This window comes from Streptosporangium sp. DT93, assembly GCF_049844535.1.
GTDB lineage: Bacteria > Actinomycetota > Actinomycetes > Streptosporangiales > Streptosporangiaceae > Streptosporangium.
This window is the reverse complement of sequence record NZ_JBNCLF010000014.1, coordinates 69,482-84,423: the sequence shown is the minus strand read 5'-3', so window position 1 is coordinate 84,423 and position 14,942 is coordinate 69,482. Positions and strand designations below refer to the sequence as shown.

General features: G+C 72.9%; 16 protein-coding genes and 1 riboswitch. Of the genes, 7 read left to right on the top strand and 9 right to left on the bottom strand.

Annotation, left to right across the window (positions count from 1 at the left end; all coding sequences use genetic code 11):
• Positions 1 to 33: 33 nt before the first annotated feature.
• Together ACLQ2R_RS26960 and ACLQ2R_RS26955 are read right to left on the bottom strand one after the other, a co-directional pair.
• Positions 34 to 1,200, bottom strand: coding sequence for a tyrosine-type recombinase/integrase (locus ACLQ2R_RS26960; protein ID WP_425963445.1), 1,167 nt, complete (start codon positions 1,198 to 1,200; stop codon positions 34 to 36).
• 176 nt (positions 1,201 to 1,376) lie between these two features.
• Complete coding sequence (locus tag ACLQ2R_RS26955; RefSeq protein WP_425963444.1) at positions 1,377 to 1,946, bottom strand: HIT family protein; 570 nt, start codon at positions 1,944 to 1,946, stop codon at positions 1,377 to 1,379.
• Between the two features lie 251 nt (positions 1,947 to 2,197).
• Between ACLQ2R_RS26955 and ACLQ2R_RS26950 the strand changes: the two genes are divergently transcribed.
• On the top strand, positions 2,198 to 2,410 hold the full coding sequence (locus ACLQ2R_RS26950; RefSeq protein WP_425963443.1) for a hypothetical protein: 213 nt from the start codon (positions 2,198 to 2,200) through the stop codon (positions 2,408 to 2,410).
• Positions 2,411 to 3,326: 916 nt separating this feature from the next.
• Here the strand turns inward: ACLQ2R_RS26950 and ACLQ2R_RS26945 are convergent.
• The 3 genes from ACLQ2R_RS26945 to ACLQ2R_RS26935 form a co-directional block, all read right to left on the bottom strand.
• Positions 3,327 to 3,713 carry a hypothetical protein gene (locus ACLQ2R_RS26945; protein ID WP_425963442.1) on the bottom strand — a complete coding sequence of 129 codons (387 nt, stop codon included), beginning with the start codon at positions 3,711 to 3,713 and terminating at the stop codon, positions 3,327 to 3,329.
• Between the two features lie 174 nt (positions 3,714 to 3,887).
• Positions 3,888 to 4,085: riboswitch (cobalamin riboswitch) on the bottom strand.
• A 53-nt stretch (positions 4,086 to 4,138) separates the two neighbouring features.
• Positions 4,139 to 4,405, bottom strand: a complete 267-nt coding sequence (locus ACLQ2R_RS26940; protein WP_425963441.1) for a hypothetical protein — start codon at positions 4,403 to 4,405, stop codon at positions 4,139 to 4,141.
• Positions 4,406 to 4,479: 74 nt separating this feature from the next.
• A complete protein-coding gene (locus ACLQ2R_RS26935) occupies positions 4,480 to 4,815 on the bottom strand; it encodes a DUF952 domain-containing protein (RefSeq protein WP_425963440.1) in 336 nt (111 codons plus the stop codon).
• A gap of 60 nt (positions 4,816 to 4,875) precedes the next feature.
• Between ACLQ2R_RS26935 and ACLQ2R_RS26930 the strand changes: the two genes are divergently transcribed.
• A complete protein-coding gene (locus ACLQ2R_RS26930) occupies positions 4,876 to 5,025 on the top strand; it encodes a hypothetical protein (RefSeq protein WP_425963439.1) in 150 nt (49 codons plus the stop codon).
• Positions 5,026 to 5,051: 26 nt separating this feature from the next.
• Here ACLQ2R_RS26930 and ACLQ2R_RS26925 read toward each other — a convergent pair whose 3' ends face one another.
• The gene (locus ACLQ2R_RS26925; protein ID WP_425963438.1) at positions 5,052 to 5,612 is read right to left on the bottom strand and encodes a GNAT family N-acetyltransferase; all 561 of its coding nucleotides are present in this window, start codon (positions 5,610 to 5,612) and stop codon (positions 5,052 to 5,054) included.
• A gap of 167 nt (positions 5,613 to 5,779) precedes the next feature.
• Between ACLQ2R_RS26925 and ACLQ2R_RS26920 the strand changes: the two genes are divergently transcribed.
• Positions 5,780 to 6,742 carry a radical SAM protein gene (locus ACLQ2R_RS26920; RefSeq protein WP_425963436.1) on the top strand — a complete coding sequence of 321 codons (963 nt, stop codon included), beginning with the start codon at positions 5,780 to 5,782 and terminating at the stop codon, positions 6,740 to 6,742.
• Between the two features lie 27 nt (positions 6,743 to 6,769).
• Here the strand turns inward: ACLQ2R_RS26920 and ACLQ2R_RS26915 are convergent, their stop codons facing one another.
• Positions 6,770 to 8,011: an Ig-like domain-containing protein gene (locus ACLQ2R_RS26915; RefSeq protein ID WP_425963434.1), complete on the bottom strand. Its 1,242-nt coding sequence runs from the start codon at positions 8,009 to 8,011 to the stop codon at positions 6,770 to 6,772.
• Between the two features lie 513 nt (positions 8,012 to 8,524).
• On the opposite strand from ACLQ2R_RS26915, the gene ACLQ2R_RS26910 reads away from it, so the two are divergent.
• From ACLQ2R_RS26910 to ACLQ2R_RS26895, 4 genes are read left to right on the top strand one after another with little or no spacing between them, the layout of a single operon-like run.
• Positions 8,525 to 10,432, top strand: a complete 1,908-nt coding sequence (locus ACLQ2R_RS26910) for a PP2C family protein-serine/threonine phosphatase (RefSeq protein WP_425963432.1) — start codon at positions 8,525 to 8,527, stop codon at positions 10,430 to 10,432.
• Positions 10,429 to 11,532: a cobalamin B12-binding domain-containing protein gene (locus ACLQ2R_RS26905; protein ID WP_425963430.1), complete on the top strand. Its 1,104-nt coding sequence runs from the start codon at positions 10,429 to 10,431 to the stop codon at positions 11,530 to 11,532. Before ACLQ2R_RS26910 ends, ACLQ2R_RS26905 begins: the two co-directional genes overlap by 4 nt.
• A gap of 6 nt (positions 11,533 to 11,538) precedes the next feature.
• The gene (locus ACLQ2R_RS26900) at positions 11,539 to 11,895 is read left to right on the top strand and encodes an STAS domain-containing protein (protein WP_425963429.1); all 357 of its coding nucleotides are present in this window, start codon (positions 11,539 to 11,541) and stop codon (positions 11,893 to 11,895) included.
• A 42-nt stretch (positions 11,896 to 11,937) separates the two neighbouring features.
• On the top strand, positions 11,938 to 12,780 hold the full coding sequence (locus ACLQ2R_RS26895) for an ArsR/SmtB family transcription factor (RefSeq protein ID WP_425963427.1): 843 nt from the start codon (positions 11,938 to 11,940) through the stop codon (positions 12,778 to 12,780).
• A gap of 117 nt (positions 12,781 to 12,897) precedes the next feature.
• On the opposite strand, the gene ACLQ2R_RS26890 is transcribed toward ACLQ2R_RS26895, so the two are convergent.
• Positions 12,898 to 13,542, bottom strand: coding sequence for a response regulator (locus ACLQ2R_RS26890; protein ID WP_425963425.1), 645 nt, complete (start codon positions 13,540 to 13,542; stop codon positions 12,898 to 12,900).
• Positions 13,543 to 13,555: 13 nt separating this feature from the next.
• Positions 13,556 to 14,884 (bottom strand): sensor domain-containing protein, encoded by a 1,329-nt coding sequence (locus tag ACLQ2R_RS26885; RefSeq protein ID WP_425963423.1) that lies wholly within the window; start codon positions 14,882 to 14,884, stop codon positions 13,556 to 13,558.
• Positions 14,885 to 14,942 lie beyond the last annotated feature (58 nt).

Here is a 14,942-nt window from a genome sequence, read left to right as displayed (position 1 = left end):
GGGGAGGAGGGGTGAGGGGGCAGACGCGCTCCCTCACCCCTTGCCGGGTCCCCGCAGCAACGGATGCGACCGCATCGCCACCTCCAGCTCCCCGGGCAGCTCGTCGCGATAACGCCCCAGCGTCGCCAGATCGCTGTGCCCCAGCACCCGGCGGACCGCGTCCATGTCCACCGCGTCCGCCAGCAGATGCGTGGCCGTGGTGTGCCGCAACCCGTGCGGCGTCACCGAACGACGCCGATCGGCCTCCACCCCCCGCTGCACCCGGTCGATCACCGCCTGCACGTCCCCCCGCGCCAGCCGCCTGCCCCGCCACGACAGCAGCAACGCCTTCTCCGGCGAGGCCGTCCGCCCCCGCACCAGATACGCCTCCAACGCCACCGCCACGACGTCGGGCAACGGCACATCGCGCGTCTTGCCGCCCTTGCCGAAGATCCGCCAGTACCTCACCCCGTCGTTGGTGTAGAAATCCTCCACGTTCGCCCGCACCAGCTCCGACACCCGCGGACCCATCGTCGACAACATCAGCACGATCAGCCCGTCACGCAACTCGGTGTGCTGATCACGACGCCGACCCCGCCGCCCGCTCCCACCACCCTCACCACCGGCGCCAGTGCCGGCGCCGACGGAACCGTCACCGGAGCCGGAGCCCCCCTCGGCATCACCGGCCCCCACCTCGCCCAGCTCACGCGCGGCACCGATCAACCCCCGCGCCTGCTCCCGCGTCAACGCCCGCCGCTGCGGACGCAACCCCCCGCGCTCCCTGGCCGTCACCGTCGCCGTCGCCATCGGATTGACCTGCACCCACCCCACCAGCACCGCGTGCTTGAACAACGCCGACACCGACCGCCGAAACCGCGCCTGCGAAGAGGCCGACTGCAGCGCCCCGGGCATCACCCCCGACGTCCCCGACGCCGGGTTCCCCGCGCCGCCCCCCGGGTCCGCCCCACCGGCGGGCCCCGCACGCCTGCGCCCGTCGGGCTTACGCGCGAACGCCAGCAACACCGCGTCCACGTCCTCACCCGTCAGATCGTCCAGGACGACCTCCTCACCCACCAGCTGCACGAACGTCGCCACATCACGCCCGTACACCTCCGCCGTCGACACCGACAACGCCCCCGTCAACGTCCTGGCCCGCACCAACTCCACATACCGATCGGCGCACTCACCCACACTGAGACGATTCAGATCAGCCGGCCGCATGACTCCAGCGACACCCCTTCTCCTGCATCCAGACCGCACACCCGCCGCGACACGACGACCCCGGCCGTCCCACGCTAACCCGACACCCCACGCCCATGCCCCCGAGCGGCCGTCCCCTCACCTGCCACCGGCCGTCACGGCGGTACGCCAGAAGGCCGGTTCCCCGCACGCCCACCTCAGCCCCCCTCACGCCCGTCGATCCCCGCCAGTGCCGCACGAAGACGCCCGGCCAGCTCGACGGCCTGCTCCCGCGACCAGGGGATCACCCCGTTCTCGGTCATCAGCGCGTGGTACTGCTGCCGCTCATACGGCGTTCCCGGTGGCAGGGGAGCGATGTGCCAGTGCAGGTGGGCGTTACCCTGCCGGCTCCCCAGCGACAGCACGTAGGTGCGCTCGGAGGCGACGACCGCCTCGACCGCCAGCGCCACCCGCCGGACCGTCCGCATCAACCGCAGGTAGCCCTCCTCGTCGAGGTCACGGACCACATGCTCGACGTGCGCCCTGGGAGCCACCAGGACCTTGCCCGGCACGGTGGGGTAGCGGTCCAGGAACGCGACATGGTGCTCGTCCTCGAAGACGATCTGTTCAAGGTCGTAACCGGGAGCACCCGCCAGGATCGCGCAGACGAAACAGGGACCGCTCCTGGCGCGCCGGACGTAGCCCGCGACGTCGAAACTCTCCCTGCGCGCCGAAGACGCCGAAGACGCCGTGTCGTCGCGGCCGGGACCGGTGGGGGACACGCTCATGCCTGCCACCATCGCACAGGACGGACCGACCGATCGAACGGCCGGCGAAGCCCGGGGGAGTGGCCCACCGATTCGGCCACGGCGAGACTCGATGACCGCGGAGACACTCTCGAATACGGTCACGTATCCGACCCGGGACGTCACCGTACGGCAACGGGTCTTTGCCGGTTCTCGCCGGCGTGAGAGAAGCGCAAGGGCCGGGACAGTGTCGTCGAGGTCGGTCATGCGTTCACGGTGGTGAGACAGTCCCCGTGAACGGGCTGAGCGGCATCGAGCTGCCGGATCTGTCGCTCGGCGGTCGCAAGGGGCATTACCGCATCCGTGTCCATTTTGGCTGGTTTCCCTGGAAGGGGGAGAAATACGGCACCCAGCGGCTGCTGATCATGGCGTACCCGGGGATCATGGCGTACCCGGGGCCGGGCGACAGGGTCGTCACCTGTCGCAGGCCGCCGAAGCGGCAGTGACGAACACCCTGTCGCGATTGCGGGCAGAACGGGCATGGCGCCTCGAAAGAGGGTAATTCTATACCATACAGAATTACCCTTCTGTACGGTTAAAGATGTTCTGTGCTGGTAGGGGCTGTATGGCGTGTTGCGTGGGTCTTCGTTCGCCGGACGGCTTGTCACGGGTGTTCCGTTCCGGCCGGCCCGCTCGAACCTGGTCCGGCTCGCTGTTCGTCCCGCGCGACCTGCCCCCTGAAGACCGCTTCCGGGGTGTGGAGGGGTGTGGATCGGATCTTGTGTCTGACGCGGCCCGCTCCGCGATCATGTTCGTCTCGAAGATCATGTTCGTCTCGAACGATCCACTCCGCCGGTCGGATTGGTCTCATCCGGTCGATCTGCTGGCTCGGGTGTTCTCGCTCGGGCGTTTGTGTTGTCACGGTGAATATCGTTGTGGCGAACACGGCGGACGCATTGACGTGCGTCTTTGTCTCGATCGGTCTGGCGTGCGGGGCCACTCCCCCACGTTATTTAAGATGAAATATCCATTTTAGTGGACAAATCGGTCATAGCTTTGACGGTTCCCGGCTCCCCCGGCCGGTGGCCGCGCCCGTTCCGGGGTCAGGGAGTCGGCGGAGAGCCGTACGCGTTCGGGGTGGGATGCTCGCGGGTCCCGGGCGGCAGCTTATTGCGGAAGCTAGGTTATTGCGTATAGGTTGCAATTAGTTGCGGTGCCCGTCGCCCGTCCTTCCTTGGTGAATGGTCCAACCGGATCGGCGGGCGCCGCCTCTCCCCCGCCCCAAGTGACGCGGTATGTCGCCGATGAGGCGACAGGTGGGGGCCGAGCGGTCTTGGCCGGGGGTGTTCGCCGGTGGGAGACGGCCGTGCCTGTTCGCGGCCTGTTCGCGGCCTGTTCGCGGTCGTGGTCGGCGGGTAGGCATCACCTGGGTGCGGGGCCGGGGGTGTTCGCCGCCGGAGGGTCGCCGTCGCGGGGGCGGCTGCGGCGGGGTGGGGTGAAGCGGTGCAGTTCGAGGATCGGTGGCAGCGGGGCCAGGCCGGGGCCGCCGGCGCGGATCCACGCGGCGACGTCGGCCGTGGCGTTCTCGTCGTTGACGAGGGCGAGCCACACCGGGCGGCCGCCGGCCGCGCGTGCTCGCGGTGTCGGCTGCACGACCAGGACGTTGGCCTGGTCGCACACGTCGAGGCAGTCGCTCACGCGGATGTGGGCGACCTCGGCCAGTTGGCGGATCTGCTCGTCGTGGTCGAGGGTGGGCACCTTGCGGGTGCTGCCGCAGCAGCAGTCGCGGCACACCGTGATTCTTTTCACGCGTTCCCTCCGCGGGCGGGCCGGTGGCGCGCCGCGCGGTCATCGCCCGCGCGCCTGCCGTCCGCCGTGAGGCCGGTCTCGACGGCGTGGTGATGTCTCGTCGCGGCCGACGCGTGTGTACGCGGGCAGGCAGGCACAGGGCGCCCGTCCTCTCTCGGGGAGATCCGCCCCGGCTGGTGAGGAGGCGACCGCGTGAGTCTCCTGGCTCTCGGGTCGATGCTCGTCCCGGCCTTCCCGCCCGTTGCCGGGCAGTGGCCTGTTCGGGATTCGCTCGCCGATCACAGTGGCGGGACCGCGCCGGATTCGCACCGGCTTCCTCGTTCCGCGCTCGCCTACGCCGACCATGCTCGCACACCACTCATCAACGACAAAGCGCGCACCACCTATCAAATCCGGCGCGGGGGTGCGGTCGTCGACGTGGGGGCTCAGGCGGCGGGGGGTTTGAGTCTTCTGACGAAGCGGGCGGCGGCGCGGTGACTCATGCCGGTCTCGCCGCGGACGAGGAAGACGGCCTGGTCGAACTGGCCGGAGGCCTTCAGCTCCAGGATCCGCTCGACGAGTTCGGGGCCGACCCCTCCGCCGACCAGTGCGTTGCGGGGGCGTTGCGCCGCCCGTACGGCGAAGACGATCAGGGCGATGGCCGCCGCCAGGACGACCACCGTCAGCAGGAGGATGACGACCGGGTTGGGCATGCGCAGAGCGTACCGCTACATGGTCATCACGGGGGAGATCGGGATCATCGGGATCATCGGGGCGAAGGGGGTCGTCACGGCCGGGTGCCAGGCGCGGGCGGCGGGAAGGGCAGGGCCGAGGTGACGGCGGTGACCGGCAGCGCCTCGTACAGGTGGGGAAAGGTCTCCTGGGCGTCCGGCGGTACCTCCATGCGCACGTCGAGCCCGGAGGGGTCGATGCTGAGCACCACCAGGGGGTCGGTGACGTCGCGGTAGAAGCGCTCCACGACGCCGCGAAGCTGTTCGGGGCCGGTGCAGGCGTGGATGAAGCCGACGTCGTCGAGGGTGAGGCCGAGGGTGGAGACGCGGTACTCCCCCGTCTCGCGGGCGGCCTCCCAGTCGCGGGCCAGGGCCAGGTGCAGGATGGTCACCGCAACCATGGTGCCCGGCGCGTGCGGGCCTGTCGACATGGCAGTGTCCGGGAGACCGGGGTGGGTCGGGGGGCGACGGGTGGTGGGCCGTACGGCGGCAGGGCCGTGACCGGTGGTGGCCGGTGGTGGTCGGTGGTGGCCGGTGGTGGTCGGTACTGGCCGGTGCTGGTCGGGCCGGTGGTGGCCGGGTGGGCCGCACCCGGCCGGTGAATCCCGGTGAGGACACGTGAGGTGGCTCAGCCGGTGGCGTGCCATTCGTGTCGCAGGATCGCGTAGATCAGCTCGCTGGTCCACTCCCCCTTGACGAACTCGTTGTCGACCAGGTGTGCCTCGCGGCGCATGCCGATCTTTTCCAGGACGCGGGCCGAGGGGTGGTTGCGGGCGTCCAGGCGTCCGATGACGCGGTGCAGGTCCAGGCCCTCGAAGCCCAGTCTCACCAGGGCCTGGGCGAGTTCGGTGGCGTACCCGTGGCCGTGGTGGTCGGGGTGCAGGACGTAGCCGATCTCCCCGCCGCGGTGCAGGCTGCTGGTCCAGTTGAGCATTCCGTCACCCAGCAGCTCGCCGGTGGCGGCGAGTTCGACGGCGACGGTCAGGGTCTGCCCCTCCTCCGTCAGGAGGGTCTGGGTCATCTTCGTGGTGAGGGATTCCTGGCTCTGCTCGCGGGTGCGAGGGTCCCAGTACAGGTAGCGGGTGACCTGCGGCAGGGACTGGATCGCGCACAGGGCGTCGAGGTCGGCCGGGGTGTAGGGACGCAGGAGCAGGCGTTCGGTACGGATGGGGTAGGTGGGCTTCAGCACCGGGTCAGGGTAGAGGAGGGGGGCGGCCGGCGGCGAGCGGGTTTTCGCCGGTCCCCCGGTCACTTGTTCGGTCGCGGGTCGGTATGGTGTCGGGCCGGTGCGGGCCGGTGCGGGCCTCGACCTGCTCCACTTGCGAGTGGAGTCGAAAGCGTGTTCCACTGAGCCGTATGCCATGGGATGCGCCCGCTCTGTTGTCCGCGCCGCCTGACGCCAGGCCGCGGATCGAGCGTTCGGCGCTGACCAGGGTTCACGGGGCGCTGACCTGCTACGAGGTGCAGGCGCGCACCGCGCTGGACAGCACGCCGCAGGGGTGGGCCGTCAGCCCCTACCGGGGGTGCGCGCATGGGTGCCGGTACTGTTCGGCCCGCCGGGGTCACCGGTATCTGGGCCTGGACGCCGGCGGTGACTTCGACTCGCGCATCGTGGTGCGTACCAACATCGTGGGTCGCCTGCGGGCCGAGCTGGGCTTGCGCTGGGACGGCGAGCACGTGAGCGTGGGTGTGGGCGGTGACTGCTACCAGGGCGCGGAGGACATCTACCGGCTGATGCCCGGGGTGGTGGCGGCGTTGCGTGAGGCGGGGGCGCCGTTCACGGTGCACACCAAGAGCCGGTTGATCCTGCGGGACGCCGATCTGCTGGCGGCGGCTCCGGGGGCGGGGGTGGTGGTGTCCATCGCGTTCGTCGACGAGCGGATCCGCCGTACCGTGGAGCCGGGCGCGCCGGGGCCGCAGAAGCGGCTGGAGCTGGTGGCCGAGCTGAACGAGCGGGGTGTGGCGTGCGGGGTGGCGATGGCGCCGGTGCTGCCGTTGCTGACCGACTCCCCCGACCAGCTGGCGGCCACCGTGCGCCGGGTGGCCGGCGCGGGGGCGGTCAGCCTGGTGCCGCGGGTGCTGCGTCTGCCGCCGGGGGCGCGGGAGTGGTACCTGGGGTGGCTGGGTGAGCACCATCCGGCGCTGGTGGCGCGCTACGGCGAGTTGTACGGGCGTGGCCCCGACGCCGAGGAGGGGTACGTGCGCGCGGTCACCGGTCAGGTGCTGCAGCTGGCCGCCCGTTACGGGATGGGCCCGGAGCGTCCCGAGCAGCCGCTGCCGCTCGCGCTGCCGCACCAGGCCCAGCTCTCCCTGCTGTGATGCGCTTCCCGGTCCGAGGGCCGGGGGTCAGCCGGCGGTGGCCGCAGAGGTCAGGGCGCTGCCCTTCTTCCACTCCTTGAAGGGCATCTGCCAGAAGCCCCAGCCGTTGTTCCACTCCATCTCGCGGTTGGTGCCCTTGATGGTGATCACGTCGCCGCGCTGGACCTGGTTGTAGTACCACTTGGCCTGGTCGGGGCGGGAGTTGATGCATCCGTGGCTGACGTTGCGGCGGCCCTGGGCCCAGACGTTGTTGAGGGCGTGGACGTACTCGCCGCTGTTGGAGAAGCGGACCGCGTGGTTGATCATCAGGTCGTAGTAGCCGGGGTCGCCCTTCTTGCGGCCCGGGGAGATCATGCGCTCGGGGTTGGCCTTGCCCATCGCGAGGTGGACGCCGCTGGTGGTGGTGTACTCGCGGGTGCTGGCGTTGCCCGCGCTGATGAGCATGGTCTGCACGACCTTGCCGTCGCGCTTGACGATCATCTTGTGCTTGCGGGCGTCGATGGTGGCGATCTGGGCGGCGCCGATGCGCAGGACCTTGGTGGTGTTCTTGACGCCGTACATGGCCTTGCCGCCCTGGACGCCCTTGAGGCGGGCGGTGAAGGTCACCTTCTGGTGGGGCTGCCAGAACTTGGCGGTCCGGTAGATCACGGTGGTGTCGTTGACCCAGCGCCAGGCGCCCTGGGCGGGCTTTTCGGCCTTGACCTCCAGGGCCTTCTCCACGGAGGCCTTGGCGGCCTTGGAGATGATCTGCTGGTTGAACGTGACGATGATGGGGGCGCCCACGCCGACCTTCTCGCCCTTGACGACCGGGGTGACGTCGGCCACCTCGAGTTCGTGTTCGGGCTTGAGGGTGCGGAAGGAGCTGGTGGCGGTGGTGCCGTCGACGGCGCGTGCCGAGACGGTGTAGTCGCTGGCGGGGATCATCGGGGTGCTGGAGACCCACCGGGTGCGTTCGGCGTCGAAGTCGCCCTCCAGCGCCTGGGTGCCGCTTTTGACGACGACCTCTTCCAGGGCGCCGCCCGAGGCGATGACCACGACCTTCTTGTCGGGGCGTACGGCCTTGCCGCCGTCGGCGGGGCTGATCTTTATGACGGGCGCGGCGGGCGCGGGCGTGCTGGAGGCGGCGGGCGCCTCGGTGCTGGCGCCGGTCGTGGCTCCGGAGTCCTTCGTAGCGGCCCCCCCGGAGCAGGCGGTGGCCAGCACCGCCGCGGTCGCCAGGGCCAGACCGGCCAGCGGCGTCCTGAGGTGTCGGCTTTCTACGATCAGCACAATTTCTCTCCCCAACTACAGCAAACTGCACTTAAAACACTAATAGGAGATGCGTGGTGTCTGAGCCTGGTTGCGCCCACTTCGGTAACGTTTCGGTCTCTTCGTAAGGCGGGAAAGACGCCGACCGCGAGTCAGGGGACGAGAGGATGAACGGCCGCCGACCGGCCGGGGCCGCCCCGGGGCCGCCCCGGGGCCGTGTGCGGCGCGCGGGTGAGGTGCACGCGGGAGGCGCCGCGGTGGCCGGGCAGGGCCGGGACGTACCGGAGGCGGAACGGGGGCAGGACGAGGCGCAGGACGAGGCGCAGGGCCCAGGCGTCGCCGGGCAGGGGGCGCCGTTTCGCCGTGACGGGGCGCGCATCAAGGGCGCCACGGCGGGCAAGGAAGACGCGCACGAGTCTTACCGCCGCCCGCTTGCCCGCCCGCTCCCTCCTCCGCCCGGCCGAGGCGGGTCCACTTGCGGGCGGTGAGAAAGATAATCTGGTCTGCCCCTCCGCGAACGGAAAGCCCCGGGTGATGACAGGACCTCCCTCCATCGATGGCCTCGCCGGCCGTGCCGGCGCAACTGGCACGCCGGGCACCCCGGGCACCCCGGGCGACACCGCGGGCGCCCGGGGCGAGCGGCGGCGCGGCGGTGATCACGGCTCCGCTCCGGGCCCGCTCGCCGGGCGTGAGCCGGACGAGCGGCTGCTGCGCGCCATCGTCGAGGAGTGCGGCGAGGGGATCGTCGTGTGCGACGCCGCCGGCGTGGTCGTGATGCGCAACGCCGTCGCGGCCGAGCTGGCGCCGGAGATCGTCCCGGGGTGCACGCCGGGCCCGGGAGCGGCCGCGGCGCTGCTGGCCGAGGACGGTCCCGAGGGCCACGGCCGCCAGCTCGATCACCATGGCCGGCGGTTGCTGGTGCGCCGGGAGGGTTTCGGGCTGGCCCACCGGGCCTGGTACCTGCGTGACATCAGCGCCGAGTCGGCCAGGACCGACGCGTTGCTGGCCGAGCGCGCCCGCGCCACGTTCCTGGTCGAGGCCGGGCGCAGGTTGTCGGCCTCGCTGAACGTGCGCCGCTGCGCCCGTACCGCGATCGAGCTGGCCGTTCCCTTCCTGGCCGACGCCGCGATGGTCGTGCTGCCGCCCACCGGCCGCCGTCAGGCCGACTGGCTGCGCCTGAGCGTGCAGGCCCGGCGCCTTCAGGAGGGTGCCATCGCGCTGACCTCCGCCGGGCGGGTGCCGGGCCTGGCCGAGGCGCTGGCGGGGTTCCCGCCGGTGCCCAGCCGCTGGCTGGACCCGGGACAGGTGCCCGGCTGGGTGCTGCCCGAGGACTTCGGCCCGGCCGGGCACCTGATCGTCACCCCGCTTCCGGGCAACGGGGTTCCCGCCGGGGCGCTGGTGCTGGCCCGTCGTCCGGGCGGGCCGGCCTTCGACGAGGACGCCGAGACGCTGGTGCGCCTGTTCGCGGCCCGTGCCGGGGCCGCGATCTCGGTCGCCGCCCTCTACCAGGAGCAGAGCACCACCAACGCCATCCTCAGTGACGCCCTGCTGCCGCCGTCGCTGCCGGAGCTGGAGGGGGTGGAGCTGGCCGGGTCCCTGCGGGCCGCCCGCCAGGCCGGTCTCATCGGCGGTGACTTCTACGACGTCTACCTGCCCGAGAGCCCCGTCCTGCCCGTGGTCGCGGCGCTGCCCGTCGTCCCCGCCCGTCCGGTCTCCCCCGCCGCGGCCGGCCGGGCCGATCCCGCCGGCTCCCCCGCAGGCTCCGGCGATCTCGCCGTCGCCGGCTCCCCCGCAGGCTCATCCGCCGGTGACCGGCCGGCCGTCGCCCCGGTCGTCGCGGGCTCGGCGCGGGGGGTGATGGTGGTGCTGGGCGACGTCTGCGGCAAGGGGCCGCGCGCCGCCGTACTGGCCGGGCAGGTCCGCAACTGCCTGCGCAGCCTGCTGCTGGTGGAGCACCGGCCCGAGCGGTTGCTGCCGCTGCTCAACCGCTCCCTGCTGGGCTCGCCCACCCCCAGCCCCTACGTCACCCTGGTGCTGGCCACCTTGCGGCCCGCGCCCGAGGGACACCTGCGCGTCGGCCTGGCGGTGGCCGGTCATCCGCCGCCGCTGATCCTGCGCCGCGACGGCACCGTGCACGAGTGCCCGGCGCGCGGCTCCATGCTGGGCGCGCTCAAACAGCCCCTGCTGGCACCGGCGGAGGTCGACCTGGCCCCCGGCGAGCTGTGCCTGCTCTACAGCGACGGCATCACCGAGGCGTTCGGCGGCCCCACCGGCCGGCAGATGTACGGCGAGGAGCGCCTCAGGAACGCGCTGGCCGGTTGCGCGGGCATGCCCGCCGCGGCGGTGGTCGAGCGGCTGGAGCAGATCAGCACCGACTGGCTGGGCGGCGAGGTCCAGGACGACCGGGCGCTGCTCGTGGTGCGCGCCAGGCCGGTGCGATGAAGGCCACCACGAGGCCCACCACGAGGGCCACCACAAGGGTCACCACGACGGCGGGCCCCGATCCGGCGCGTGCCGGTGAGGACTACCTCGAGTGCGTCGGGCGCGCCGACGAGTTCGCCGCCGTCGACCTGGTCCTGCGGCTGCTGCGGGAGGGCGCCGATGCCGAGCGGTTGCTGCTGGAGCTCATCGCGCCCGCCCAGCGGCGCATCGGCGAGCTGTGGGCGGCAGGCGAGTGGTCGGTCGCCCGCGAGCACGGCGCCACCGCCGTCAGCGAACGCGCCGTCGCCGCGATCATCGCGCAGGTACGGCCCCGGCCCACCCGCGGGCGTGTCACGGTCGCCTGCACCGACGGCGAGTACCACGCGCTGCCCACCCGCCTGCTGGCCGAGGTGTTGCGCCTGCGGGGCTGGCGGATCGAGTTCCTGGGCGCCAGCGTTCCCGGCCCGCACCTGATCACCCACCTGCACCAGAGCGGCCCCGACGTGGTGGCGCTGGGGTGCGCGCTGGCCACGCGCCTGCCGCGCGCGCACGCCACCATCACCGCCTGCCAGGCCGTGGGCGTGCCCGTGATGGCCGGCGGCGGCGGGTTCGGCCCCGACGGCCGGTACGCGCGGCTGCTGGGCGCCGACGCCTGGGCGCCCACCGCCGACGCCGCCGCCGACCACCTCGAGCGCGAGGGCCTGGAGGGCCTGCCCGCCCTGCCGGCGACGCCGGGCGCGCTGGCCCACCTGGGCGATGAGGAGTACACCCATCTGCGGCGCCGCCGTGCCGAGCTGCTGGAGCGGGCGATGGCGACCCTGGCGCGCGTGTACCCGCCGATGGCGCGTTACGGGCCCGAGCAGGTGGAGGCCACCGCCGAGGACCTGGGCCACCTGGTCGACTTCCTGGCCGCGGCGCTGTACGTCGACGACGCGCCGGTGTTCACCGGTTTCGTCGGCTGGGCCGGCTCGGTGCTGGGCGCCCGCGGGATCCCGGCCGAGGCGCTGCGGGTGGGACTGCGTGTTTTCCACGACGAACTGCGAGACTTCCCCCGGGCCCGCCACATGCTGGCCCGGGGGATCGAGACGGCGCACGTCACCGGCGCCGATCAGGAGAGCTGACGACAGATGCTCGAAAAGACCCCGTTCCGTACTCAGGTGCGCTCCGTCGACCCCGACACCACGTTGCTCGTGCTGACCGGTGACCTGGACTACGACACCGCGCCCGAGCTGTTCGTCTTCGTGGGGGAGCTGTTCTCCGGGCAGGTGCGCAGGCTCGACCTGGACCTGTCGGGGCTGGACTTCGTCGACTCCTCGGGCGTGGCGGCGTTGATCAACGTCTACAACAGCGCCAACGAGTGTCAGGCCGAGATGCGGATCGTCGCGCTGACCCCCTACCTGCGTCATCTGTTCCGGGTGACCGCCCTGGACCAGGTTTTCCGGCTGCCCGCCGAGCCCGCCGAGCCCGCCGAGCCCGCCGAGTGAGCCCCCCTCCCCTGCCGCTCTCGCCGGGCCGGTGACGGGCCGGTGAGCTCCGCCGCCCCGGTGCCGCTGGCGGCGCTGGCCGCGCTGCTGGCCGACGACACCCGTGCCCGGTTCTGCCTGGCGCTGCTGGACGGGCGCGCCTGGAGCGCCGGCCGGCTGGCCGCGCACGCGGGGGTGGCGGCCTCGACCGCCAGCGAGCACCTGTCGCGGCTGGTCGGCGGCGGGCTGCTGGCCGAGGAGCGCCGGGGACGCCACCGGTACGTGCGCCTGGCCTCGCCGCAGGTGGCCCAGCTCGTCGAGGACCTGGTCGCCCACGCCTTGGCGGGCGACACCGGCGACACCGGTGGCACCGTCGGGGCCGCCGGGGCCGGTCCCGGCGGTGCCGGTGACGTCGGCCGGGCGCGCGGGACCCCGGGGGCCGCCTCCCCCTCCCCGGACGCGGGCGGCGCGGACGGGGGTGCCCGGCCGGGGACGTTGCGCGCCGCGAGCGCGGCGCGGGCGATGGCGCGGGCGCGCACCTGCTACGACCATCTGGCCGGCCGACTCGGGGTGGCGGTCACCGACGCGCTCCTCACGCGCGGCCTGTTGCGGCAGGAGGGCGGGCTCGCGCTGAGTGAGGCCGGGCTGGGATGGTTCGCCGACGAGCTGGGCGCGCGGCTGCCGGCAGGCGGGCGCCGCCCGCTGGTGCGCTCCTGCCTGGACTGGACCGAGCGCCGCCCTCACCTGGCCGGAACCGCGGGCGCCGTGCTCTGCGCGACCGCGCTGGAGCGCGGGTGGGTGTCCCCGATCGGCTCCGGGCGTGCCCTGGCCGTCAGCCCCGCCGGGCGGCGGGCCCTGGAGCGCCTGCTGGGCCTGTCACCCGACCACGGCGCCGCGACCGTGTGACCTTCCGGCTCCTCCCCCGCCGCCGGTGGCGGGCCGGGGTGCTCAGGTCCGCAGGCCGCACCTCGTGCGTGCTCGCGGGGTTCTGGCCGGCCGTCGCCGGTGGCGGGTCGGGTGCGCTCAGGTCTGCAGGTAGTGCAGGACGGCGAGCACCCGGCGGTGGTCGTTGTCGGAAGGGGGCAGGCCGAGCTTGGTGAAGATCTGCGTCACGTGCTTCTCCACCGAGCCGTAGGACAGGAACAGCGCCTCGGCGACGGCGCTGTTGGAGCGGCCCTGCGCCATCAGCGCCAGGACCTCGCGCTCCCTGGGGGTGAGCTCCTCCAGGGCCTCGGCGCGCCTGCCGGCGCCCATGATCTGGGTGACGACCTGCGGGTCCAGGACGGTCTCCCCCGCCGCGATCCGCTCCAGGGCGGTGAGGAAGTCCCCGACGTCGGCGACGCGTTCCTTCAGGAGGTATCCCACCCCCTGGGCGCCGTCGGCCAGCAGCCGGGCGGCGTAGTGGGTCTCGATGTACTGGGAGAACACCAGCATGCCCAGGCCGGGGTGGGTGCGGCGGATCTCGATGGCGGCGCGCAGGCCCTCGTCGGTGTGGGAGGGCGGCATGCGCACGTCGATCACCGCGAGGTCGGGACGGTGCTCGTCCACCGCCTGCCGCAGCGCTTCGCCGTCGCCCACGGCGGCGACCACCTCGTGGCCGCGGGAGGTCAGCAGCAGGCACAGGCCGTCCCTGAGCATCGCGGCGTCCTCGGCGATCACGATGCGCATGCGGCTTTTCCGTTCAGATGTGCAGGGGCAGTTCGACGGTGACCACCGTAGGCCCTCCGGGCGGGCTGTGGACGGTGAGCCTGCCGTCCACCACGCCGATCCGGTCGGCCAGGCCGCTCAGCCCGCTCCCGCCGCCCGTCACGGCGCCGCCGGTGCCGTCGTCGCGTACCAGCAGGCGCAGCAGGCCCTGCCGTTCCCTCACCTCGACGCCGGCGCGTCGGGCGCCGCTGTGCTTGACGACGTTGGCGAGCAGTTCCGCGGTGCAGAAGAAGACGATGCTCTCGACGGCGGGTGAGGGCCGGCTCGGCAGGTCGGTCTCCAGCGTGACGGGCAGAGGGTGGCGCGCGGCCAGGGTGGCCAGGGCGACCTCCAGGCCCTTGTCCAGGGCGGCCGGGTGGATGCCGTGGATCAGTTCCCGCAGCTCGGTCAGGGTGTCCTTGGCGTTGCGGTGCGCGCCGTCGACGAGCGCGCGGACGCGCTCGAGTGCCTCGTGCCCGTCGTGCTGGTCGGTGGGGAGTGCGCGGGCCGCGCGGGCCGCGTGGGCGAGGTCCTCCTGGGCCATGCCCAGCGTCATCGCCAGCGTCACCAGCCGGGCCGCCGTGCCGTCGTGCAGGTCGCGTTCGATGCGGCGCAGCTCGGCGGCCGCGTCGTCCACGGCCCGCGTGCGCGTCTCCTCCAGCGCGCGTATCCGCAGGGCGGCGCGGGTGGGGCCCAGCAGGGTCCGCGCGATCCACCGCTCGGGGGCCAGCGCCAGGTGAAGCCCCCGGGGTGCCGCCACCAGCAGTGCCGCCCCGGCCACGCCCATGAGCAGCGCGCCCGGCCAGGTGCCGGGCGTCAGGTCCCGCAGCGCGGCGGGAAGGGCCGCGGGGAAGGCGCTGCTCTGCCACCACAGCGGGCACGACAGCAGCACCAGGCCGAGCCCCCACAGTCCGGCGGCGGCCGCGAGGGCCAGGATCGCCGCCGGCACGCGGGCCACGGCGTGGACGACGGCGCGCCATCCGGTGACGTCGCCGAGCGCGGCCGCGAGCCGGTCGAGCAGGCCCGGTCCCGAGCGCAGGACGGGCGCAGGGGGGATCGTCACTCCCGCCAGCACGCCGGCCAGAGCGCGGTTGGCCCTGCCCAGGCCCCTGGCGCCCAGCACGCACAGCGCCAGCAGCGGCACCCCGATGACGCTGGTGGTCATCAGGGCGCTCAGCGCCACGACGAGCAGGTAGAGCGGTCCGGCCAGGGCCATCGGCGCCATCGCCAGCGCGTACGCCAGCTCGCGCCACGCCCGTCCCCGCGGCGGGGCGCCGATCGCCGCCCGCCGGGGCGGCACGCCGAGGCCCGCACGTGCGTCCATGCCCTTCTCCCTCATGCCTACAGCGTGGCCGATCCCGGCGGGGCTCGGCCAGCCGGTG